The sequence below is a fragment of the Herbiconiux sp. genome (genome assembly GCF_023264855.1).
Classification (GTDB): Bacteria; Actinomycetota; Actinomycetes; order Actinomycetales; family Microbacteriaceae; genus Herbiconiux.
In genome coordinates this window covers 1-22,537 of record NZ_JAHFUW010000018.1, presented here as the reverse complement: position 1 = coordinate 22,537, position 22,537 = coordinate 1, and the positions used below count along the sequence as shown (strand labels likewise).

The window sequence follows — 22,537 nt, the reverse complement described above, 5'->3', positions numbered from 1 at the left end:
CAACGTTGTAGTCTAGGGGGACCACTGTGAGGGCAAAGGGGTTCAGATGGCTGCGACGCTGCACGACGTGGCCAACCTCGCCGGGGTCTCGATCAAGACCGTGTCGAACGTGGTCAACGACTACCCGCACATCCGGCCCGAGACGCGCCAGAAGGTGCAGGCCGCGATCGACGAGCTCGGTTACCAGCCGAATCTCTCGGCGCGAAGCCTGCGCAGTGGCCGTAGTGGCGTGATAGGCCTCGTGCTGCCCGAGCTCAGCCTGAGCTATTTCGCCGAGCTCGCGGATGCCGTGATCGCCAACGCAGAGAAGCAGGGCGTGGTCGTGCTGATCGAGCAGACCGGTGCCGATCGCGATCGGGAGATCGCGGTGCTCTCCAGCCCGCGGATGCGCCTCACCGACGGCCTCATCTTCAGCCCGCTCGGCATGAGCCAAGACGATGTGGGCCTTCTCGAGGTCGATTTCCCGATGGTGCTGCTCGGCGAGCGGATCTTCGGCGGCCCCGTCGATCACGTCACCATGCGCAATGTCGAGGCCGCGCAGGCCGCGACGCGGTTCCTGATCGATTCGGGGCGTCGCCGCATCGCGGTGATCGGCGCCCACGAGGGCGAGGTCGTCGGCTCGGCGGCGCTGCGCCTGCGCGGCTACCGGGATGCCCTCCAGGCCGCCGGCATCCCGTACGACCCCGCGCTCGTGAGTCACACCACGCTCTGGCACCGCGCGAACGGTGCCGCCTCGATGCGCGAGCTGATCGACGGCGGCGTGCAGTTCGACGCCGTGTTCGGCCTGAACGACGCCCTGACGCTCGGCGCCCTGCGGGTGCTGCAGGAGAAGGGCATGCGGGTGCCCGACGACGTGGCGGTGATGGGCTTCGACAACATCGACGAGGCGCAGTACACCGTGCCCAGCCTGAGCACGATCGATCCCGGGCGCGAGCAGATCGCCGAGCGTGCGGTCTCGCTGCTGGTGCAGCGCATCCGGGAGCAGGCCCGGCCCTCCGCGCCGCAGGAGGTGCTGATCGACTTCTCGGTCGTGCCCCGGGAATCGGCGCCCGCACGGGCCTGACGGTGTGCTGACGACCCCGTGATCGAACCAGGTTGACACTGCCCGAAGGCAGGGTTACATTACTTCTACAACGTTTACTTACAACGTTGTAAAGCGCACCCGCAGCGCAGTCCCGAACAGCAGTCCCTGAACAGACGAAGACGTCGCGCCGGCCGACACAGCAGTCACCCGGCAGAAAGGCTCCTCATGAAAAAGCTCCTCACGGCGGCCGCCGTGCTGGCGGTCGCCTCACTCGGCCTCGCCGCCTGCTCGTCCGGCAGCGATTCCGCATCGACCTCCGGCGACCCGGTCACCCTCACCTTCTGGCACGGCTACACCGAGGCCGACGGCGATGTGCTCGAGGGCATCGTCGACGACTTCAACGCGGCGCACGACGACGTGAAGATCGAGACCGAGGTCAAGACCTGGGCCGTCATCGACGACACCCTGCTCACCGCCCTCTCGGCCGATCAGGGCCCCGACATCGTGGCGATGCCGGCCGAGCGCCTGCCCGTGTACGCCTCTAAGGGCGCCTTCGCCGACCTCACCGACTTCTACGCCGACGACGCGAGCAACACGAGCGAGCTCAACCCGCAGGCGGTCGCGATGGAGACCGTCGACGGCACCCCCTACGGCGTGCCCACCGGCTTCGTGCCGCTCTCGGTCTTCTACAACAAGGCGCTGTTCGCCGCCGCCGGCATCACCGAGTTCCCCACCACCTGGGACGAGTGGGTGGCGGATGCCAAGAAGCTCACGGTAGACCAGAACGGCGACGGCACCCCCGAGCAGTACGGCATGGTGCTGCCCGACCACGCCACCGTGGCCAACGGCGTCTGGCCGAGCCTGTTCTACGGCAACGGCGGCGACGTCGTCGAAGACGGCACCACGGCCGTGATCGACTCGCCCGAGAACGCCGAGACGCTCGAGTACTGGAGCAAGGCCGTCATCGACGACAAGATCTCGCCCACCGGTGTCGACGGGGTGAAGGCCGACGAGCTGTTCAGCTCGGGCAAGGTCGCGATGACCATCGGCGGCCCGTGGATGGCCTCGATCGCGAAAGACAACGCCATCGACTACGGCATCGCGGCGATCCCCGCCGGCCCGAAGCAGCAGGCCGCCTCGGCGATCGGCGTCTCGATGGGCATCACGGCGCAGGCCGACGACGCGAAGGCCGCCGCGGCGAAGGAGTTCTTCTCCTACTTCTTCGAGCCCGAAGTGGCCACCGCGTGGTCGCTCGGCTCGGGCTGGCCGCCGCTGCGCACCGACATCCCCGCCTCCGACGTGGCCGACAACCCCACGGTCGCCGCGCTCACCGAGATCGCGGGAACCAGCCGCGCGCTGCTGCCCGGAGTGGTGAACAGCTCCGACGTGCTCGCCGAGATGGACGTGGCGACGCAGAAGGCCCTCGCCGGCGGCGACGTGCCGAGCCTGCTCGGCGACGCCCAGGCGGCCATCCAGAGCACGCTCGACGAGCAGTAGCCCCACGGATGCGCGGGGCCGGCCCGCCCAGCCCGCCCGGCCCCGCGCATCCGCTGCCCGACCAGAGCCCCCACGCGAAGGACCCGAGATGACCACTCACGCCACCCGGCCGCCCCGCCGCTACCGCCCCCCGGGCCAGCTCGGCGGCCGCGGACCGATCGGCGGCCAGGCCAAGCGCCGGCTGACGATCGCCGGTTTCCTGCTGCCGGCCCTCGCCATCCTCACCCTGTTCGTGTTCTGGCCGATGCTGTCGGCGCTCCGCCTGTCGTTCACCGATGCCAGCGGTTTCGGCCGTGAGAAGTTCATCGGCCTCGAGAACTACACCGAGGTGTTCACCGACCCCGACATCCTGCGGGCGATGGGCAACACGGTGCTCTACACGGTGATGTTCACGCCGCTCGCCGTCGTCCTGGCCCTGGCGCTCGCCCTCGCGCTGAACAGCCCGTACCTGCCCTTCCGCGGTGTCTTCCGCACCTGGCTGTTCCTGCCGTTCATCGTGTCGCTCGCCGTGGCGGCGTTCGCCTGGCAGTACCTGCTCGACCCGCAGGTGGGCCTGCTCAACTACTGGCTGCAGGGCTTCGGCATCCGCATCGGCAACGTGCTGCAAGACCCGGTGCTGGCGATGCCCACCGTGGTGCTCGTGGCGGTGTGGAAGAACTTCGCCTTCTACATGATCGTCTTCCTGGCCGGGCTGCAAGAGATCCCGGGCAGCCTCTACGAGGCCGCGAAGATGGACGGCGCCGGGCCCTGGTCGCGCTTCCGCAACGTCACGATGCCGCTGCTCGGCAACACGACCGGCTTCGTGCTGATCATCGCCACCATCGCCGCGCTGCAGGCCTTCGACCAGATCTACGTGATGACCGGCGGTGGCCCCTACAAGAGCACACAGACCGTGGTGATGCAGATCTACCAGTCCGGCTTCAAAGACCTCGACCTCGGCTTCGCGTCGGCACTGTCGTACGTGCTGCTGATCGCGACGCTCATCCTCAGCCTGGTGCAGTTCTTCGTCACCGGCCGACGCGAGAAGGATGTGGGCTGATGACCGCTCTCACCGAACGACCGCCCCGTCGGCCGGAGGCGGCCGCCGCCCGCCCCTTGGCGAAGCGCAGTGCCCCGCTGCGCCGGATCGGACCGTGGCTCTTCTTCGCGGCGATGCTCGCCGTCGCCCTGCTGGTGCTGCTGCCGATCATCATCATCGTGTTCACCGCCTTCAAACCGGTGGCCGAGGTCAACGCCTTCCCGCCCTCGCTGGTGCCGGGCGACTGGACGCTGGACAACTTCACCCGCATCTTCACCGAGCTCCCGTTCGGCCGGCTGATCCTGAACAGCTTCGTGTTCGCGGGAGGCGTCACGCTGTGCGCCCTGGTGTTCGACTCGCTCGCCGCCTACGTGCTGGCGCGGATCGACTTCCGGGGCAGTCGCGTGCTGCTGATCGTGATCGTCGCGAGCCTGATGATCCCGTTCCAGGCCACCCTCATCCCGATCTACCAGCTGGTGGCCGACCTCGGCTGGGTGAACACCTTCTGGGGCCTGATCATCCCGAGGGCGGCGGATGCCTTCGGTATCTTCTTCCTGCGCCAGGTCTTCCTCTCCCTGCCGCGCGACCTCGACAACGCCGCGCGCATCGACGGGGCGAGCGAGTTCCGCATCTTCCGCAGCATCGTGCTGCCGAACGCGGTGCCGGCCCTGCTGACGCTCGGCATCTACACCTTCGTCAACAACTGGAACGACCTGCTCTGGCCGCTGGTGTTCACCACCCAGCAGGAGATGGGCACCATCACCTCGGGGCTGACGCTTCTCACCGGCCCGAGCGGCATCGTGCCCTACGGCGTGATGATGGCGGGTTCGCTGATCGCCGTGGTGCCCCTGGCCGTGATGTTCCTCTTCGTGCAGAAGCGCTTCATCGAGAGCGTCGCCAGCACGGGACTGAAATAGGCCGGCCGGATCTCGAGAGGAGACACCTATGACCCACACCACCAAATGGTTCGACGACGGCCGGATGCACTTCGGCCTCGGCATCGAAGACACCTTCGTGCCCCAGGAGCGTCCGGGCGAACGGGCCGTCGACGAGTACGAGCTCACCGAGCACTACGAGCAGTTCGACACCGACTTCGCGCTCGCCGCGGGCGTCGGCGCCTCGTTCCTGCGCTGGGGCATCCCCTGGCACCGGGTGAATCCGGCGCCGGGGGAGTGGGACTGGTCGTGGCTGGACCGCGCGATGGCCTCCTTCGGCGAGCACGGCTTGCGCCCGATCGTCGACTTGCTGCACTACGGAACGCCGCTCTGGCTGGAGGGCGAGTTCGCGCATCCGGACTACCCCCAGCGCGTCGCCGAGTACGCCGTGGCGGTCGCCGAGCGCTACCGTGACGTGGCCACCGACTACACGCCCGTGAACGAGCCGATGATCCACGCGCTGTTCAGCGGCGAGTACGCCTACTGGCCGCCCTACCTCAGCGGTCCCCGCGGTCTCGTGTCGATCTCGACCGCGCTGGCCCGCGGCTTCGTGCTCACCCAGCGCGGCATCGCCGAGGTGCTGGGAGACGCGGCGACCTTCGTGCACGTCGACGCCACGCTCCGCTACGCCGGCGACACGGATGCGCCCGAGCACCGCGAGACCGCCGAGCGGCTGCGGCACCAGGCCTTCCTGGTCGAGGACCTGGTCACCGGATCGGTGGCCGACGACCATCCGCTCCGCCCCCTGCTGAGCGCGAACGGGGTTTCAGACGACTCCCTCGCCTGGTTCGCCGAGAACGCCGTCCGCCCCGACGTGATGGGGGTCAACTACTACCCGCGGCACTCGACCGAGCTGTTCGAGGCGGGCGTGACCCACGGCGGCGGCTTCGCCGACCCGCGACCAACGCTCGACGACGGCACCGAGGGGCTGATCGCCTCGCTGCGCACCTACGCCTCCCGTTACGGCGCCCCGGTCATGGTCACCGAGACCTGCGTCACCGACTCACCCGAGGCGCGCATCCGGTGGCTGGATGCCTCGGTGGCGGCTGTTCAGACGGCGCGCGCCGAGGGGCTGCCGGTCGTCGGCTACACCTGGTGGCCGCTGTTCGACATGTACGAGTGGACCTACCGGCACAGCACCGCCCCGCGCGCCGCCCACCAGCTCAGCATGGGCCTCTACGACCTCGTCGAGCCCAGCGACCCCGATGCCGGCGGCCCGCTCGTTCGGCGCGAGAACCCCGTCGCCGCCCGTTTCCGCGAGCACGCGCTCGCGGCATCCGATTCCTCCACCCCCACCTCGAAAGGCTGAGATGGCCACCGCACGACTGATCTTCGACCCGCGCCTGCCCATCGGCGCGGTCAACCGCCGCGTCTTTGGCTCCTTCGTGGAGCACCTGGGGCGCAGCGTCTACGACGGCCTCTACGAGCCCGGCCATCCGGCCGCCGACGAGCGGGGCTTCCGCGGCGACGTCATCGAGCTCGTCGAACAGCTCGGGGTCAGCGCCATCCGCTACCCCGGGGGCAACTTCGTGTCGGGCTTCCGCTGGGAGGACAGCGTGGGCCCGGTGGCCGAGCGGCCCGCGCGCCTGGACCTGGCCTGGCACTCCACCGAGTCGAACGAGGTGGGGCTGCACGAGTTCTCGTCGTGGCTCGAGTCGGTGGGCAGCGAGCTCATGCTCGCCGTGAACCTCGGTACCCGCGGCACTCTCGAGGCCCTCGATCTGCTCGAGTACTCCAACCTGGCGCAGGGAACGGCGCTCGCCGACCGCCGTGCGGCGAACGGCCGCCGCGAGCCCTTCGACGTGCGGATGTGGTGCCTCGGCAACGAGATGGACGGCCCGTGGCAGCTCGGCCACCGCTCCGCCGACGACTACGGCAAGCTCGCCGCGCAGACCGCCCGGGCCATGCGCGCCTTCGACCCCACGCTGGAGCTCGTGGTGTGCGGCTCGTCGAGCCGGCACATGCCCACCTTCGGCGAGTGGGAGCGGGTGGTGCTGAACCACACCTACGACGACGTCGATTACATCTCCTGCCACGCCTACTACGAGGAGAAGAACGGCGACCTCGGCAGCTTCCTGGCCTCCGCCGTCGACATGGACGCGTTCATCGAGTCCGTCGTCGCCACCATCGATCACGTCAAGGCCGTGAAGGGCAGCGACCACGTCGTGAACATCTCCTTCGACGAGTGGAACGTCTGGTACAACGAGCGCTTCGAGAAGGTCGACAAGCTCACCGGCGCCGACAACTGGCCGGTGGCGCCCCGGCTGCTCGAAGACGCCTACACGGTGGCCGATGCCGTGGTGGTGGGCAACCTGCTGATCTCGCTGCTCAAGCGCGCCGATCGCGTCAAGAGCGCTTCGCTCGCGCAGCTGGTGAACGTGATCGCGCCGATCATGACCGAGCCCGGCGGCATCGCCTGGAAGCAGACCACCTTCTTCCCGTTCGCCCTCACCTCGGCGCTGGCCACCGGAAGCACGGTGACGACCCGCGTCGAATGCGAGCGCTACGACACCGCCGACTACGGATCGGTGCCCACCCTCGACGCCGTCACCACGGTCGACGAGGCCACCGGTCGCACCAGCATCTTCGTGGTGAACCGCTCGCAGAGCGAAACCGCGACCCTGGAGCTCGATCTCAGCTGCACGGCGCCGGTGACGGATGCCGTGGCTCAGACGCTCGCCGACACCGACGTCCACGCCGTCAACACCCTCGAGAACCCGGAGCGCGTGGGCATGGTCGTGAACGACACCCTGGTGCTCGGCGACGGCGTGGCCACGATCGAGCTGCCGCCGGTGTCGTGGACGGTGATCACGCTCAGCTGAGGCGGGAGGCCGCTTCCCGCAGCACGTCCTCCGAGCCGGCGTAGATGCCGTCGTGCCGCGGCCAGTGGGCGATCACGTCGGTGAACCCGAGCTCGCCGGCGCGCCCCGACAGCTCCTGGAAGGCGCCGACGCTGCTGAGGGAGTACGTGCCGCCGGAGTCGAGCGAGAGATAGCGGTCGATCGTGCCGGGATCGCGGCCGGATGCGACGGCCGCGTCGTCCAGGCGCCCCGCGAGCTCGGCCACGGCGCTCCACCACTCCTCGCCGGTGCGGCCCTCGGGGCCGGTGGTCACCCAGCCCTGGCCGAAGCGCGCGACGAGGGCGAGTCCCTTCGGCCCGTTCGCGGCGAGCACGAACGGCAGGCGGGGCGTCTGGGCGGGGGTGCCGACCATCCGCGCGTCCTTGGCGGTGTACCACTCGCCCTCGAACGAGAAGCCCTGGGGCTCGGGTGAGTCGGCCTCGCCCGAGTCGGATTCGGAGTCGGTCTCGAAGCGCAGCAGGGTATCCAGCTGCTCCACGAACTCGGCGAAGCGTTCGTGCCGCTGACGGGGTGTCAGCTCCGCCTGGCCGAGCACGAAGGCGTCGAACCCGGTGCCGCCCGATCCGACGCCCAAGGTCAGTCGCCCAGCGGCGATCTCGTCCACCGTCGCCAGCTCTTTGGCGAAGGGCACCGGATGCCGGAAGTTCGGCGAGGCCACGAAGGTGCCGAGCCGGATGCGCGAGGTCGCGGTCGCGGCGGCCGTCAGCGTCGGCACGGTGGCGCCCCACGGTTCCCCGGCGAGCGAGCGCCACGAGAGGTGGTCGTAGGTCCAGGCGTGGTCGAAGCCGAGCTCCTCGGCGAGCTGCCACTTACGGCGGCCTTCGATCCAGGGGTCTTGGGGCAGGATGACGATTCCGTGGCGCATGCTGCGAGTCTGGCACGGGGCTCCGGCAGGGTTCTCGGTTCCCCCCAGCGAGTCTGAGGGCAAGCTCTGCCATAGTGCACGAGCTCGGGCTCTGACTCGCTGGAGTGAACGCCGTCAGGCGCGGCGGGCCTCCGCCTCGTCGAGCTCGAGGTCTTCGGCCAGTTCCTCGCGGGGCGGCACGGCGCGGAACGACCCGGTCGCGGTGAGCGAGCCCGCCATCCGGTCACGCGCTCCGAACACCAGCCGCGGGCGCTGGCCGACCAGACGGATGCGGGCATCGCGGTACACGGCCAGCCACACCATCCCGATCCCGAACGCCACGATCCCGGCCAGCGCCGCCACGCCGAGCGCCCACCGCGGGCCGAGCGTGTTCGCCACGGCGCCGAGCAGCGGTGCCCCGATCGGGGTGCCGCCCATGAAGATGGCCATGTACAGGGCCATCACGCGGCCGCGCATCCGCGGGTCGGTCGTGGTCTGCACCGTGCCGTTGGCGGTGGTCATCAGGATCTGTCCGGCGAAGCCGATCAGCACGAGCGCCCCGGCGAACAGCCAGTACGAGGGCGAGAGCGCGGCCAGCAGAGCACTCACCCCGAAACCGGCGGACGCGATGAACACCAGTCGCACCCGCGGCTTGTCGCGGCTCGCCGACACGAGCGCTCCGGCCACGGAGCCGATCGCCATCACCGAGGTGAGCACGCCGAAGCCGGCCGAGTCGAGGCCGAACTCCACCGTCGCCATCGTCGAAGTGAAGATCTGATAGTTGAAGCCGAAGGTGCCGATCACGAACACGATCACCATGATGATCATCAGGTCGGGCCGCCCGCGCACGTACCGGAAGCCCTCCAGCAGCTGCCCCTTCGCCCGGGGCGCCCGCGCCACGGGTACGAGCCGCGCCGGCCGGATCGCCTTGAGCGACACGAGCACCGCCGCGAAGCTCACGGCGTTGATGAGGAACACCCAGCCTGCGCCGACGGCCACCACGAGCAGGCCGGCGACGGCCGGGCCGATGGTGCGCGCCGCGTTGAAGGAGGCCGAGTTCAGCGCCACGGCGTTGCCGAGGTTCGGCCCGGCCACGAGCTCCGACACGAAGGTCTGGCGCACCGGCGCGTCGATCGCCGACGCGATGCCGAGCAGCAGGGCGAATACGTACACGATCCAGAGCTGGGCGACGCCCAGAAGCACGATCAGACCGAGCCCCGCACCCAGCAGGCCCATCGCCAGCTGGGTGGCCATCAGCACGTGCCGACGGTCGAAGCGGTCGGCGATCAGGCCCGACACGGGCACGAGCAGCAGCTGCGGGCCGAGCTGCAACGCGGTGGTGATGCCGAGCGCGACCGCGTCGTGGTCGCTGAGCTCGGTGAGCACGATCCAGTCCTGGGCGGTGCGCTGCATCCAGGTGCCCACGTTCGACACCAGGGCACCCGCGAACCAGATGCGGTAGTCGATGCCCGCGAGCGAGCGGAACATGGCGCTCATTCGGTGAGCTTCCGGATGATCGGTGCGGCCTGGGCGAGCAGCGCGAGCTCGGCGGGGGAGAGCGTGGCGAGCCCTTGCTCCAGCCACTCGTCGCGGCGGCGGCGCGTCTCGACCACGAAGTCGCGGCCGGCACCCGTCAGCGTCACGATCACCTTGCGGCCATCGGCCTCGTCGGGCGTACGAACGACGTAGCCCGCGGTCTGCAGGGCGTTGAGCGTGCGGTTCATCGAGGGAGGTGTGACGTGCTCGAAGGCGCTGAGCTCGGCGGGCGTGCGGGCGCCGCTGCGCAAGAGGTATGCGAGCACGCTCGACTGCGAATCGCTCAGCTCGTCGTCGGCCTTCTCCTGGCGAAGCCGCCTCGAGAGCCGCTGCACGGCGACGCGCAGCTCGGCGCTGAGGGGGTGGTCGTGGGATGACGGCATGTATTTAGCATACGCTAATTAGCCTTGCTAATGAATGAATCACGCGCATCCGTCGACCGGTTCGCCAAGAGCGTTCGCCCTGGGCGCGATCCCGAGCGGCGTCCGAACGGTTAAACTGGGTGCACGATGGCTACTTTTGGAAATCTCTCGGACAGGCTCGCCGAAACCTTCAAGAACCTCCGCACGAAGGGAAAGCTGAGCCCGGCGGATGTCGACTCGACCGTTCGCGAGATCCGCCGCGCCCTGCTCGACGCCGACGTCGCGCTGGAGGTCGTGAAGGAGTTCACCGGCAAGGTGCGCGAGCGCGCCCTCGGCGACGAGGTGAACAAGGCGCTGAACCCGGCGCAGCAGGTGGTGCAGATCGTCAACGAGGAGCTCGTCACGATCCTCGGCGGCCAGCAGCGCCGGCTCGAGTTCGCGAAGAAGCCCCCGACCATCATCATGCTCGCGGGCCTGCAGGGTGCGGGTAAGACCACGCTCGCCGGCAAGCTCGCCAAGTGGCTCGCGAAAGACAACCACACGCCGATCCTCGTGGCCGCCGACCTCCAGCGGCCCAACGCGGTCAACCAGCTGCAGATCGTGGGCGGCCAGGCGGGCGTGCCGGTCTTCGCTCCCGAGCCCGGCAACGGCGTCGGCAACCCCGTTCGCGTGGCCAAGGACTCGATCAAGTACGCCGTCGACAAGCAGTACGACACCGTCATCATCGACACCGCCGGCCGTCTGGGTGTCGACGCCGACATGATGAAGCAGGCCGCCGACATCCGCAAGGCCGTCGACCCCGACGAGGTGCTCTTCGTGATCGACGCGATGATCGGTCAGGATGCCGTGGCCACGGCCCGTGCCTTCCAGGAGGGCGTCGACTTCACCGGCGTCGTGCTCACCAAGCTCGACGGCGACGCCCGCGGTGGTGCGGCGCTCTCGGTGGCCTCGGTCACCGGCCGCCCGATCATCTTCGCCTCGACGGGTGAGACGCTCGACGACTTCGAGCCGTTCTATCCCGACCGGATGGCGTCGCGCATCCTGGACCTGGGTGACATCCTCTCCCTCATCGAGCAGGCCCAGTCGGCCTTCGATGAAGAAGAGGCGCGTGCGGTCGCGGAGAAGTTCGCGACCGACAACTTCACGCTCGACGACTTCCTGAAGCAGATGCAGCAGCTGCGCAACGTCGGCTCGATCAAGAAGATGATGGGCATGCTTCCGGGCGCCGGCGGTCTCAAGCAGCAGCTCGAGAACTTCGACGAGCGGGAGATCGTGCGCACCGAGGCGATCATCCAGTCGATGACCAAGGCCGAGCGCAAGAACCCCAAGCTGCTGAACGGATCGCGCCGCCTGCGCATCGCCAAGGGGTCGGGCATGACCGTCACCGAGGTGAACTCGCTCGTGCAGCGCTTCGAGCAGGCCGCGAAGATGATGAAGACCGTGGCCAAGGGCGGGATGCCCAACGTGCCCGGCATGGGCCCCATCCCGGGTGCCGGTTTCGGCGGCGGGCGCGGCAAGCAGCAGGCCAAGAAAAAGAGCGGATCGCGGTCGGGCAACCCGGCCAAGCGCGCCGCCGAGAACGCGGCACGGGCCTCCGGTGAGAAGCCGGCCGTGGCCGCGGGCACCGGTGGGGGAGCGGGCTTCGGCCTCGGCAGCAAGGCGGCCGACGGCACGCCGAACCCGAGCCCCGAAGAGCTCGAGGCTCTGCAGCGCTTCCTGCGCTGAGTTCTGTCGCCTGAGGCCGGGGTCGCGAGTCCCGGTTTCGGGCACCGCACGTCATCCCGTGTTCCCCCGGGCGTGCATATGCTTGCCCCATGACAACTTCTTCTCGTCCGGTGCGCATCGGCGTGCAGATCGCCCCGCAGCACAGCTCCTACGCCACCATCCGCGACACCCTCGCCGAGCTCGAAGACCTCGGCGTCGACATCGCGTTCAACTGGGACCACTTCTACCCCCTCTCGGGCGAGCCCGACGGCCTGCACTTCGAGGGCTGGACGATGCTCGCCGCCTGGGCCGAGCAGACGTCGCGCATCCAGTTCGGCCCGCTGGTGACCTGCAACAGCTACCGCAACCCCGACCTGCTGGCCGACATGGCGCGGACGGTCGACCACATCAGCGCCAAGGACGGCGCCGAGGGCCGTCTCATCTTCGGCATCGGTTCAGGCTGGTTCGAGCGCGACTACGACGAGTACGGCTACGAGTTCGGCACGGCCGGCCAGCGCCTGGACGCGCTCTCGGAGGCGCTGCCGCGAATCGAGGCGCGCTGGGCCAAGCTCAACCCCGCGCCCACCCGCGACATCCCTGTGCTGATCGGCGGTGGCGGAGAGAAGAAGACCCTCCGCATCGTCGCCCAGCACGCCGACATCTGGCACTCCTTCGCCGACACCGAGACGCTCGAGCGCAAGCTCGGCATCCTGCGTGAGTGGTGCGAAAAGGTCGACCGCGACTTCTCCGACATCGAGATCTCGGTCGGCACCCGCGGAGCCCGAGGCGACGCCCTCCCCGACATGGACCGCCAGCTAGAGCTCGGAGTAACCCTCTTCACCCTAGGAATAACAGGCCCCGACCTCGCAAAAGACATGCGCGGCGTCCGCGACCTCGTGAAGTGGCGCGACAGCGTCACGAACTGAACAACGGAAGCCGCGCAACAAACGTTCCAGGCCGTACTCGCCTACCCAAGGTGAGCGTGTGGCCGGGGGATGCGACCGCAGGCCGCGTCCACCGACCGCGCGCTCACATGTCGCGTCGCGCCGGGCAGGGACCGGCGCGACCCGGGACGCCGAGCGAAGCCCGGCGCCCCGGCAGCTAACACAGCGCGACATGCCACCCACGAACAACCACTGACGTGCCCTACCGCACCCCCAACCCGTGCCGCAGTTCCTTGGTCAGCGACGCCACCACCGCCCGCAGACTCCCGCCGTTCTCCTCCGCCACGCGCAGCTGCCGCTGGTAGCTCGCCCCGTGCTCGAGGATCAGGTTCACCTGATCCAGTTCGGCCGCGCAGCCCAGCCGCTCGGCGACCGGCGCGAGGCGTTCGAGCTCGCCGCGTACGGCATCCGTCACCAGCTGCTCGTCGCCGGCGGAGTTGAGGATGATCTCGGCTTCCATGCCGTAGCGGGCGGCGCGCCACTTGTTCTCGCGCACGAACCACGGCTGCATCGTCGGCAGTTCTTCGCCGTCGTCGAGGCGCTGGGACATGTCGTCGACCAGGCACTGGATGAGAGCGGCCACCGCGCCGATCTCCTCGGGGCTGGAGAGGCCGTCGCAGGCGCGCATCTCGACGGTGCCCCACTGGGGGCTCGGCCGGATGTCCCAGCGCACCTCGGTGTGGTCGCTGATGACGCCGGTCTTGATCAGGTCGGCCACGTACTCCTCGTAGTTCGCCCAGCTGCCGAACTGGTAGGGCAGGCCGGCCGTCGGCAGCTGCTGGAACATCAGTGCGCGGTTGCTGGCGTATCCGGTGTTCACGCCGCCCCAGAACGGGCTCGACGCGCTGAGCGCCTGCAGGTGCGGGTAGTAGTTGAGCAGTGAGTTCACGATCGGCAGGGCCTTCTCGCGGTCGTCGATTCCGACGTGCACGTGGATGCCCCAGATCATCATGTTGCGGCCCCACCACTGGGTGCGGTCGATGAGCTTGTGGTACCGCTCCTTGTCGGTCACGGTCTGCTCGAACCACTGGCCGAAGGGGTGCGAACCGGCGCACATCAGCTCGACGTCGAGCGGGTCGGTGATGGCGCGCACCTCGGCGAGCTGGGCCTGCAGGTCGTCGACGGCGTCGCCGACGCGCTCGTGCACCCGGGTGACCAGTTCGACGGTGTTGAGCAGCAGTTCGCCGGTGATCTGCGGATGCGGGCTGCCGTCCGCCCCCTGCAGGGTCTCGAGCACCTCGCCCGCCACCGAGACCAGATCGCCCGAGCTCTGCTCGACCAGGGCGACCTCCCACTCGATGCCGAGAGTGGATCGCGTCGACTCGGCGAAGGTGATCTGCATAGGGAGCCTTTCAGGAAATTACCGCTTCGACTGCAATCTCTGTCAGAATAGCCAGTCGAGTCTGTTCCCGCCCGACCCTCTAATCAGGCGGGCAGATTCCCTTAGAGCTTTTGCCGAGTGTGCCCCCACGCTCACGGCTGTCGGTTCGCCCAATCACGAAGAACACACAGGAGAATTGTGGCTGTCAAAATCCGTCTGAAGCGCCTCGGCAAGATCCGTGCGCCCTACTACCGCATCGTCGTCGCCGACTCGCGCACCAAGCGCGACGGTCGAGTGATCGAGGAGATCGGTCAGTACCACCCCACCGAGGAGCCCTCGGTGATCAAGGTCGACTCCGACCGCGCGCAGTACTGGCTCTCCGTCGGCGCACAGCCGACCGAGCAGGTCGCCGCGCTCCTGAAGCTCACGGGCGACTGGGGCAAGTTCAAGGGCGACAAGGACGCGGTCTCCACCGTTCGCGTCAAGGGCGAGAAGGAAGCCTTCGTCGCCGACGAGAAGAAGAAGCCGGTGCTGAAGCCGAAGGCCGAGAAGCCCGCCGCCGTCGAGGCCGAGGCTGCTGCCGACGCCGAGGCTGCCGCCGCGACCGACACCGAGGCCAACGAGGCCGCTGTCGAAGCCGTCGAAGACGCCGCGGACAAGGCCTGACCTTGCTCGCTCCCGCTCTCGAGCACCTCGTCAAGGGGATTGTCGACAATCCCGGTGAGGTGCGGGTCATCACGAAGAGCTCGCCGCGTGGCGAGGTTCTCGAGGTGCGCGTGCACCCCGACGACCTCGGCCGCGTGATCGGGCGCTCGGGTCGCACCGCCAAGGCGCTGCGCACCCTCGTGACGGCGCTGGCCGATGGCAAGCGCGTGCGTGTAGACGTGGTGGACACCGATTACTGAGAACAACAAGACCCAACTGCGAGTGGGTCGCCTCACGAAAGCCCATGGCCTCAAGGGCGCCATGAAGCTGGAGCTGTTCACCGACGACCCGGAGCGACGCTTCGTTCCGGGCGCGGTGTTCACCCTCCAGGTGCCCACGTCGTCGCCGTGGCACGGCAAGACCCTCGAGCTGGCCGAACTGCGCATGTACAACGGGCATCCGGTGGGCTTCTTCAAAGGAGTCCCCGACCGCTCGGCGGCCGAGGCCCTCGTCAAGGCGATCCTCTGGATCGACCTCGACGAAGACGCGGTCTCCGATGAGGAAGACGCCTGGTACGACCACCAGCTCGTCGGCCTCAAGGTGGTGCGCGACGGCGAGCAGATCGGAACCGTGCGGCTGGTCGAGCACCTGCCGGCGCAAGACCTGCTGATCGTCAAGACCCCTGCGGGCGAGGTGATGGTGCCGTTCGTCAAGGCGATCGTGCCCTCGGTCGACCTCGCGGCGGGCGTGGTGACGGTCACGCCCCCGGCCGGCCTCTTCGAGGAGCTCCCCGACGAGCCGGACGACGGGCCGCCCGAGGCTCCCGAGGAGCCGGTAGCCGACTAGTCCGGTTCAAACTTGCAGAAATAACGAGGAGCGGTGCCATATACGGCATCGCTCCTCGTTATTTCTGCATATTCGAACCGCACACCCGATCATGTGAGAATGACTCGTGTTTTAGAAGAGCTAACCCTCGAAGGCGGGGTCGCCTCGACCGTTCAACTTCAGGCGCGGGGCGTGCCCCTGAGGGCGATCACACGGGCCGTCCGTCTCGGCGACATTCAGCGGATCCGGTACGGATGGGTGGGGCTTCAGGGGGCACCTGAGGACGTCGTGCGCGCGGTCCGTGTCGGCGGTCGCCTCAGCTGTCTCTCGGTGCTGCAGAACGAGAAACTGTGGAGCGTGCGCGATCATCGACTCCACGTTCGCGTCGCATCCACCGCTCGAGGCCTCTCGGCGCCACACGATCGGGCGGTGCCGCTCGGCGATCCTGAGCGGTGGGGCGTCGTGCTGCACCGGTCGCGCCGCGCGTACGGGCTCGACGAGCCGGAGGGCCCCGTCGACTCCATCGAGTGGGCGCTTCTGCACGCCGTGGGCTGCCAGAGCAAGGCCGACGCCATAGTCAGCCTCGACTCCGCGCTGAACAATAAGCGCATCTCCCGCACCGAGCTCGAGTTCCTGATGAGCGAGCTGCCCAGTTCGTACCGCAGCTACCTCGACCTCGTCGACCCGGCCGCGCAGTCCGGGCTGGAGACGAAGGCGCGGCTGGGGCTGCGCCGATACAACATCCCCTACCGCAGCCAGGTGAAGGTGGCGGGGGTGGGCTTCGTCGACCTGCTGGTCGGCGACCGGCTCGTGGTGGAGCTCGACGGTCGCGAGTGGCACTCGAGCGACGAGGCCTACGACGAGGACCGACGCCGCGACCTCATCCTGCATGAACGCGGGTGCGCCATCATCCGCCTCACGTACGACCAGGTGATGGGGGAGTGGGGCAGGGTCGTCGCGCTGATCCGGGAGATGATGGGGCGCGACGAGCACCGCTGGTCGCCGAAGCATCACAAGGCCGGGCTCGCGATCACCCTCTGAGCCGGGGCGGATCGGCGGCGCGGATAGGCTGAGGGGATGCGCATCGACGTCGTCACGATCTTCCCCGAGTTCTTCGACGTGCTCGACATCTCGCTGCTCGGCAAGGCCCGCCAGACCGGTCTGCTCGAGGTGACCGCGCACAACCTGCGCGAGTTCACGCATGACCGGCATCGCACGGTCGACGACACTCCATACGGCGGCGGAGCCGGCATGGTGATGAAGCCCGAGCCGTGGGGCGAGGCGCTGGATGCGATCCTGGGTCCGGATGCAACGTCGGCCGGTGAGGAGGGCGAGATCGTCTCATCCGCTGAGGCCCCCGTCGTCATCTTCCCGTCGCCGGCGGGCACCGTCTTCACGCAGGCGATGGCACGCGAGCTCGCCCAGCGCGAGCACCTCGTGTTCGGCTGCGGTCGCTATGAGGGCATCGACCAGCGCGTCTTCGACCACACCGCCACCCGCGCCGAGGTGCGCCTGGTGAGCATCGGTGACTACGTGCTGAACGGCGGCGAGGTCGCCGTGATGGCCATGGTCGAGGCGATCGGCCGGCTCATCCCGGGTGTCGTCGGCAACCCGGAGAGTCTCGTCGAGGAGTCGCACGAAGACGGCCTGCTCGAGTATCCGAGCTATACAAAGCCCGCCGCCTGGCGCGGGCTCGAAGTGCCGCCGATCCTGCTGAGCGGCAACCACAAGGCCATCGCCGACTGGCGGCGTACGCAGCAGATCGAGCGCACGACCCGGGTGCGGCCGGATCTGCTGCCTCCCGACCTGCTGCCCAACGAATAGCGTCGAGCCGGCCCGGTGGCCTCAGCCGCGGGCGGTGAGGATCAGCGGCCCGTCTTCGGTGATGGCCACCGTGTGCTCCATGTGCGCACCCACCGACCCGTCGGCCGAGCGCAGTGTCCACCCGTCCTTGTCGGTGTAGATCTTGTCGGTCGTCTCGAGGAACCACGGCTCGATCGCGATCACGAGCCCCGGTCGCAGCGGCAGTCCGCGCCCGGCGCGTCCCTGGTTCGGGATGTGCGGGTCGCCGTGCATCGTGCGCCCCACGCCGTGCCCGCCGAAGTCGGTGTTGACGCCGTAGCCCGCGGCCGTGGCGACCGCGCCGATGGCGGCGGAGATGTCGCCGATCTTGTTGCCCGGCTGGGCGGCGGCGATGCCGGCGGCCAGCGCATCCGTCGTCACCTGGATCAGCCGGGTGTCCTCCTCCGAGCGCGGCGTGCCGACGATGACCGTCAGCGCCGAGTCGGCGACCCAGCCGTCGACGGATGCCGCGAAGTCGACGCTCAGCACGTCGCCGTCGCGGAGTGCGTAGTCGTGCGGCAGGCCGTGCAGCACGGCGTCGTTCACGCTGGTGCAGAGCACCTTGCCGAAGGGGGAGGCGCCGAACGAGGGGTGGTAGTCGATGTAGCACGACTCGGCGCCACGGGCGCGGATCATGTCGTGCGCGATCTTGTCGAGCTTCAGCAGGTTGACGCCCACGGCGGCCCGGGCGGCGAGCTCGGTGAGCACGGAGGCCACGAACGCCCCGGCGGGGCGCATCTGCTCGATCTCGGCCGGCGTCTTGAGCTCGATCATGGTGGTCTCCTTCGCAAAAGCTTCATGAAGACCCTACCCACCTGGGTCACAGCGAACATGCGGACTGGCTGCATACCCTTGAAGGGTGTTCATCCGACGGGCTTTCTTCTACTGGCAGTTCCCGGCCGCGGTGATCCTCCCCGCGTGGATCCTGGTCGGCTGGGGCGTGTTCGCGGCCACCGGTTGGCAGATCATCGGGCTGATCGTGGGGGTCATGATGCTCACGGTCGGCATGCTGGCCACCGCCGGCCTCATCTTCGCGCGCAAAGACGTGCGCGCCGAGCGAGCGGTCTCCTGGCTCGACGTCGCGCTCCTGACGGTGCTGCACGGTCTCATCATCGCCGTCGGCTTCTTCACGCCGGCGACAGCGCTGCTCGGCACGCTCGCCGTGGTAGCCGTCATCGCGCTGTTCTGGAGCGGCATCATCCAGCTCGTGGTCGAGACCAGGCGCCGGGTGCGCACCGTGCTGGCCGGTTTCGAAGAGCAGGCGAGCCGCATCCAGACCCCGGTGCAGTCGGCTCGGCCGCCGCGCGCGGATGGCGAGTACATCGTCATCCAGGCCTCGGACAGGCCCGCTCCGCCTCGCGTCTGACCCGCCGCCTCGTGCCGCGGTCGGCCCCGGTCCCGGACTGCTTTGCGCCGCCTCGCCGATCTGTGGCACAATTGACCCTTGTGCCACGGCCAGGTTCTGCCACAGGGGAACCAGCAACTCGCGGGCACTCCTCTTTTTGACAACGAAGCCGTGCTCGACCTGTGGCGGGTACAGATTGCGAACAACACCATGCATATCCTCGACAACGTCGATGCGTCATCGCTCAAGAGCGACATCCCCGACTTCCGCGCCGGTGACACCGTCAAGGTGCACGTGAACATCGTCGAAGGTACGCGCTCGCGTATCCAGGTGTTCCAGGGCGTCGTCATCGCCCGCAAGAACGAGGGCGTGCGCGAGACCTTCACGGTCCGCAAGGTCAGCTTCCAGGTCGGCGTCGAGCGGACCTTCCCGGTGCACTCGCCGGTCATCGACCACATCGAGGTCGTCACCCGCGGTGACGTGCGTCGCGCGAAGCTGTACTACCTGCGCAACCTCCGTGGCAAGAAGGCGAAGATCAAAGAGAAGCGCGACGCGTAGTCTCCGAATTCGCTGCGTGACCCGGTCACGACACGAGTTATCCTGAGCTCCCGACCACTACAGTGGTCCGGGAGCTCAGGCGGTTAAATGACAGAAACATCCGTGCCATCGCACGAACACAGCGGCGGCGACGGCGCGGGGGATCGCCGGTCGAGGCGGTCCAAGAGCGCGTGGCTGTTCGCCCGCGATCTGCTCATCATCTTCGTGATCGCCCTGCTCGCCTCGGTGCTGATCAAGACCTTTCTGGTGCGCTCGTTCTACATCCCCTCCGGGTCGATGGAGAACACGCTCCAGATCAACGACCGCATCCTGGTCAACCAGCTCGAGCCGAGCCTCCTGCCCTTGTCCCATGGCGACGTCGTCGTGTTCAAAGACCCGGGGGGCTGGCTGAATGCCGTCGCCGAGCCCGAGAAGAACCCGCTCGCCGCCGCGGTCGACTGGGTGCTGGAGGGCGTGGGCCTCGCGGCCGACGACGCCAACGACCACCTCATCAAACGCGTCATCGGCCTGCCGGGCGACAACGTGGTGTGCTGCAACGCGCTCGGCCAGATGTCGGTGAACGGCGTGCCGCTGGACGAGTCGGCCTATCTCAAGCTCCCGGATGGCGTCTCCGCCGTCTCGCAGGAGCCCTTCGACATCACCGTCCCCGCCGATTCGCTCTGGGTGATGGGCGACAACCGCTACAACTCGGCCGATTCGCGCTTCAACCAAGAGAAGCCGGGCAAGGGTTTCGTGCCGGTGGGCAACGTGGTGGGGCGGGCCATCCTGGTGACCTGGCCGATCGACCATTGGGCTTGGCTCGACAACTACGGCAGCGTGTTCAGCGGGATTCCGGATGCGCCGGCGCCGGCGGCGTCGGCTCCCTCCGGCGAGGCGGACACGGGCAGCGGCACCGATTCGGCTGCCGCCACCGCGCAGGCGGCCGTCTCGGCGCCCGTGCTGCCGCTGGTGGGGAGTTCGTCGCGATGAGCCCGGTCGCCGATCCGACGCTCGCGCTGGAGCGCCGGCTGCTCGGCCGGCAGGACGGCCTGATCATCGGCTGCGACGAGGTCGGCCGTGGTGCGCTGGCGGGTCCGGTCGCCGTCGGTATCTGCGTGCTCGAGGTTCGCCGGTCGACTCGTGTGCCGAAGGGCCTGCGCGATTCGAAGATGCTCTCGGAAGCGCGTCGCGAGACGCTCGCGCCGATCGCCGGATCGTGGGGTGTCGCCCACGCTGTGGGCTACGCCTCGGCGGAGGAGATCGACCGCATCGGCATCACCGCCTGCCTGGGCCTCGCAGGCGCCCGGGCGCTGGCCGAGATCGTGCTGGCCGGCATCGACGTCTCGGCCGTGCCGGTCATCCTGGACGGTCATTTCGACTGGCTGTCGCGGGCGGTGCCGTATCCGCTGACCGTGCACACCCAGGTCAAGGGCGACCGTGACTGCGCCTCGGTGGCGGCCGCCTCGGTGATCTCGAAGGTCGCGCGCGACCGCATGATGGTGGAGCACGACGCCGTGCACCCCGCCTACGGCTGGGCGCGCAACAAGGGCTACGGCAGCGAAGAGCACCGGACGGCGATCCTGTCGCTGGGGCCCACCGACCTGCACCGGCACAGCTGGCTTTCCGGCATCACGGCGGGGGAGACCGCGGTGATGCTGGACGGGTTCGAGGAGGCCGGCGTCTCCGACGGCGAATCCGCGGCCTAGACTGGAGCCACGATGGACGACGACGAATTCGAAGACTACGACCGCGAGGTCGAGCTGGCTCTGTACCGCGAGTACCGCGATGTCGTCTCGCAATTCAAGTTCGTGATCGAGACGGAGCGGCGTTTCTATCTCGCGAACGAGGTCGAGCTCACCCGGCGCGACACCGAGCACGACTTCTATTTCGAGCTCACGATGAACGATGTCTGGGTGTGGGACGTGTACCGCTCCGACCGTTTCGTGAAGTCGGTGCGGGTGCTCACGTTCAAAGACGTGAACGTCGAAGAGCTCTCCAGCAAAGACTTCGAGCTGCCCAAGGAGCTCGCGCTCGACGAGTAAGTGCGTCCCCCCGATAGTTCTGCACAGCGCCGAGCACCGGGGACTTCTCCACAGATCACTCGTTCGCCGCCTCCCGCGACCGTGCCTCCCGCACCCTTGTCGCGGAGGTACTCATGAAGGCGAAAGACGCACTCGGTCTCCGCGGCGAAGAGCTCGCGGCCGACCATCTGAAGGCATCCGGCTTCCGGCTGGTGGAACGCAATTGGCGCTGTCCGGTCGGTGAGATCGACCTGGTTGCCTATGACGGCCGCACCCTCGTGATCGTCGAGGTGAAGACGCGCACCTCGGATGCGTACGGGCATCCGTTCGAGGCGATCACCCCGGCGAAGCTCAAACGCCTGCACCTGCTGGCGGGTGCGTGGGTGAAGGAGCGGGAGGCCGGCAGGCAGCCCGAGACACGCATCGACGTGATCGGCATCCTGTGCCCACCGGGCGGATCGCCGTCGATCGAGCACCTGCGCGGGGTGTGTTGATGGTCGGCCGAACGCTCTCCGTGGCGCTGCAGGGCATGTCGGGCGCCATCGTGGAGGTCGAGGCGCACATCGCGAGCGCCATCCCTGGGTTCCAGATCATCGGACTGCCGGATACCGCGCTGTCCGACGCCAAAGACCGGGTGCGGGCCGCGGCCGCGAACGACGGCTGCCCGCTCCCGGCGAAGAAGATCGTCGTGAACCTGTCGCCGGCCGCGCTGCCCAAGCACGGCAGCGCCTACGACCTGGCGATCGCCGTCGCGGTGCTGGCCGCCGAGGGTCTGATCTCCTCCGAGGCGATCGAGTCGGTGGTGCACCTGGGTGAGCTGAGCCTCGACGGGCGGGTGCGCCCGATGAACGGGGTTCTCGCCGCGATCGTCGCGGGCCGTGCCGCCGGGTACACGCGCTTCGTGGTGCCGCGCGGCAACGAAGACGAGGCGCGCCTGGTTCCGGATGTGGAGGTCATGACGGTCGCATCGCTGCGGGACGCTCTCATCCGGCACGGTGCCGAGCTGGACCCCGCACCGGTCGAGCCGCTGCTGCGGCAACCGGTGCCCGCCGTTCCGGTGGTGTCGGGCGATCTCGCCGATGTGGTCGGTAACCCGGATGCCGTGGACGCGCTCGTGGTCGCGGCGGCCGGCGGCCATCACCTCTTCATGCTTGGCCCGCCGGGGGTACGTCCTTAACCATGTATGCGTGAAGGCATTCGAGCGGCGGGGCTTACCGTCAAACATGTGCGCGGAAGCAGCGCCTGCCCGAACCCGCCAAGCTGCTGCCCGGGCTCG

Annotated in this window: 25 protein-coding genes; 20 read left to right on the top strand and 5 right to left on the bottom strand. The window is 68.5% G+C overall.

Annotated elements, in window-relative coordinates; genetic code table 11:
• The first annotated feature begins 46 nt into the window (after positions 1-46).
• From Q0D75_RS09360 to Q0D75_RS09335, 6 genes are all read left to right on the top strand, one after another.
• Entirely contained in the window at positions 47-1,063 is a 1,017-nt protein-coding gene (locus Q0D75_RS09360) for a LacI family DNA-binding transcriptional regulator (protein WP_291052255.1), read from the top strand.
• A 186-nt stretch (positions 1,064-1,249) separates the two neighbouring features.
• Positions 1,250-2,521: an ABC transporter substrate-binding protein gene (locus Q0D75_RS09355; RefSeq protein WP_291052252.1), complete on the top strand. Its 1,272-nt coding sequence runs from the start codon at positions 1,250-1,252 to the stop codon at positions 2,519-2,521.
• 88 nt (positions 2,522-2,609) lie between these two features.
• Positions 2,610-3,560, top strand: coding sequence for a sugar ABC transporter permease (locus tag Q0D75_RS09350; protein WP_291052249.1), 951 nt, complete (start codon positions 2,610-2,612; stop codon positions 3,558-3,560).
• Positions 3,560-4,456, top strand: coding sequence for a carbohydrate ABC transporter permease (locus Q0D75_RS09345; protein WP_291052246.1), 897 nt, complete (start codon positions 3,560-3,562; stop codon positions 4,454-4,456). Before Q0D75_RS09350 ends, Q0D75_RS09345 begins: the two co-directional genes overlap by 1 nt.
• Positions 4,457-4,484: 28 nt before the next feature.
• The gene (locus tag Q0D75_RS09340; protein ID WP_291052243.1) at positions 4,485-5,783 is read left to right on the top strand and encodes a family 1 glycosylhydrolase; all 1,299 of its coding nucleotides are present in this window, start codon (positions 4,485-4,487) and stop codon (positions 5,781-5,783) included.
• Between the two features lies 1 nt (position 5,784).
• Complete coding sequence (locus Q0D75_RS09335) at positions 5,785-7,296, top strand: alpha-N-arabinofuranosidase (RefSeq protein WP_291052240.1); 1,512 nt, start codon at positions 5,785-5,787, stop codon at positions 7,294-7,296.
• Here Q0D75_RS09335 and Q0D75_RS09330 read toward each other — a convergent pair.
• The 3 genes from Q0D75_RS09330 to Q0D75_RS09320 all read right to left on the bottom strand — a co-directional run bounded on the left by Q0D75_RS09330 (position 7,289) and on the right by Q0D75_RS09320 (position 10,098).
• A complete protein-coding gene (locus tag Q0D75_RS09330) occupies positions 7,289-8,200 on the bottom strand; it encodes an LLM class flavin-dependent oxidoreductase (protein ID WP_291052238.1) in 912 nt (303 codons plus the stop codon). The two genes, Q0D75_RS09335 and Q0D75_RS09330, sit on opposite strands and share 8 nt — an antisense overlap.
• A 114-nt stretch (positions 8,201-8,314) precedes the next feature.
• Complete coding sequence (locus tag Q0D75_RS09325; RefSeq protein WP_291052235.1) at positions 8,315-9,676, bottom strand: MFS transporter; 1,362 nt, start codon at positions 9,674-9,676, stop codon at positions 8,315-8,317.
• Positions 9,673-10,098: a MarR family transcriptional regulator gene (locus Q0D75_RS09320; protein ID WP_291052232.1), complete on the bottom strand. Its 426-nt coding sequence runs from the start codon at positions 10,096-10,098 to the stop codon at positions 9,673-9,675. The genes Q0D75_RS09325 and Q0D75_RS09320 overlap by 4 nt, the downstream gene beginning before the upstream one ends.
• Before the next feature lie 126 nt (positions 10,099-10,224).
• Here Q0D75_RS09320 and ffh point away from each other — a divergent pair, with 126 nt between their 5' ends.
• Both ffh and Q0D75_RS09310 read left to right on the top strand, forming a co-directional pair.
• Positions 10,225-11,802, top strand: a complete 1,578-nt coding sequence (gene ffh, locus Q0D75_RS09315; protein ID WP_291052229.1) for a signal recognition particle protein — start codon at positions 10,225-10,227, stop codon at positions 11,800-11,802.
• An 89-nt stretch (positions 11,803-11,891) separates the two neighbouring features.
• Positions 11,892-12,707, top strand: coding sequence for an LLM class F420-dependent oxidoreductase (locus Q0D75_RS09310; RefSeq protein ID WP_291052226.1), 816 nt, complete (start codon positions 11,892-11,894; stop codon positions 12,705-12,707).
• A 220-nt stretch (positions 12,708-12,927) separates the two neighbouring features.
• Here the strand turns inward: Q0D75_RS09310 and Q0D75_RS09305 are convergent, their stop codons facing one another.
• Positions 12,928-14,067 (bottom strand): glutamate--cysteine ligase, encoded by a 1,140-nt coding sequence (locus tag Q0D75_RS09305; protein WP_291052223.1) that lies wholly within the window; start codon positions 14,065-14,067, stop codon positions 12,928-12,930.
• Positions 14,068-14,244: 177 nt separating this feature from the next.
• Between Q0D75_RS09305 and rpsP the strand changes: the two genes are divergently transcribed.
• The 5 genes from rpsP to trmD all read left to right on the top strand — a co-directional run bounded on the left by rpsP (position 14,245) and on the right by trmD (position 17,340).
• Positions 14,245-14,712 (top strand): 30S ribosomal protein S16, encoded by a 468-nt coding sequence (gene rpsP, locus Q0D75_RS09300; RefSeq protein ID WP_291052220.1) that lies wholly within the window; start codon positions 14,245-14,247, stop codon positions 14,710-14,712.
• A 2-nt stretch (positions 14,713-14,714) separates the two neighbouring features.
• A complete protein-coding gene (locus Q0D75_RS09295; protein ID WP_291052218.1) occupies positions 14,715-14,951 on the top strand; it encodes an RNA-binding protein in 237 nt (78 codons plus the stop codon).
• On the top strand, positions 14,944-15,537 hold the full coding sequence (gene rimM, locus Q0D75_RS09290; RefSeq protein WP_291052368.1) for a ribosome maturation factor RimM: 594 nt from the start codon (positions 14,944-14,946) through the stop codon (positions 15,535-15,537). Before Q0D75_RS09295 ends, rimM begins: the two co-directional genes overlap by 8 nt.
• A 408-nt stretch (positions 15,538-15,945) precedes the next feature.
• Positions 15,946-16,557, top strand: coding sequence for a DUF559 domain-containing protein (locus tag Q0D75_RS09285; RefSeq protein WP_291052215.1), 612 nt, complete (start codon positions 15,946-15,948; stop codon positions 16,555-16,557).
• A 36-nt stretch (positions 16,558-16,593) separates the two neighbouring features.
• Positions 16,594-17,340: a tRNA (guanosine(37)-N1)-methyltransferase TrmD gene (gene trmD / locus Q0D75_RS09280; RefSeq protein ID WP_291052212.1), complete on the top strand. Its 747-nt coding sequence runs from the start codon at positions 16,594-16,596 to the stop codon at positions 17,338-17,340.
• 21 nt (positions 17,341-17,361) lie between these two features.
• Here trmD and map read toward each other — a convergent pair whose 3' ends face one another.
• Entirely contained in the window at positions 17,362-18,132 is a 771-nt protein-coding gene (gene map / locus Q0D75_RS09275; protein WP_291052209.1) for a type I methionyl aminopeptidase, read from the bottom strand.
• 85 nt (positions 18,133-18,217) lie between these two features.
• Here map and Q0D75_RS09270 point away from each other — a divergent pair, with 85 nt between their 5' ends.
• From Q0D75_RS09270 to Q0D75_RS09240, 7 genes are all read left to right on the top strand, one after another.
• Positions 18,218-18,724 (top strand): MFS transporter, encoded by a 507-nt coding sequence (locus tag Q0D75_RS09270; protein WP_291052207.1) that lies wholly within the window; start codon positions 18,218-18,220, stop codon positions 18,722-18,724.
• A gap of 189 nt (positions 18,725-18,913) precedes the next feature.
• A complete protein-coding gene (gene rplS / locus Q0D75_RS09265) occupies positions 18,914-19,261 on the top strand; it encodes a 50S ribosomal protein L19 (protein WP_291052365.1) in 348 nt (115 codons plus the stop codon).
• An 87-nt stretch (positions 19,262-19,348) separates the two neighbouring features.
• A complete protein-coding gene (gene lepB / locus Q0D75_RS09260) occupies positions 19,349-20,230 on the top strand; it encodes a signal peptidase I (RefSeq protein WP_291052204.1) in 882 nt (293 codons plus the stop codon).
• The gene (locus tag Q0D75_RS09255; RefSeq protein WP_291052201.1) at positions 20,227-20,946 is read left to right on the top strand and encodes a ribonuclease HII; all 720 of its coding nucleotides are present in this window, start codon (positions 20,227-20,229) and stop codon (positions 20,944-20,946) included. Before lepB ends, Q0D75_RS09255 begins: the two co-directional genes overlap by 4 nt.
• Positions 20,947-20,958: 12 nt before the next feature.
• The gene (locus tag Q0D75_RS09250) at positions 20,959-21,282 is read left to right on the top strand and encodes a DUF2469 domain-containing protein (protein ID WP_291052198.1); all 324 of its coding nucleotides are present in this window, start codon (positions 20,959-20,961) and stop codon (positions 21,280-21,282) included.
• 113 nt (positions 21,283-21,395) lie between these two features.
• Positions 21,396-21,755, top strand: a complete 360-nt coding sequence (locus tag Q0D75_RS09245; RefSeq protein ID WP_291052195.1) for a YraN family protein — start codon at positions 21,396-21,398, stop codon at positions 21,753-21,755.
• On the top strand, positions 21,755-22,438 hold the full coding sequence (locus tag Q0D75_RS09240; protein WP_291052192.1) for a magnesium chelatase domain-containing protein: 684 nt from the start codon (positions 21,755-21,757) through the stop codon (positions 22,436-22,438). Before Q0D75_RS09245 ends, Q0D75_RS09240 begins: the two co-directional genes overlap by 1 nt.
• Positions 22,439-22,537: the final 99 nt, after the last annotated feature.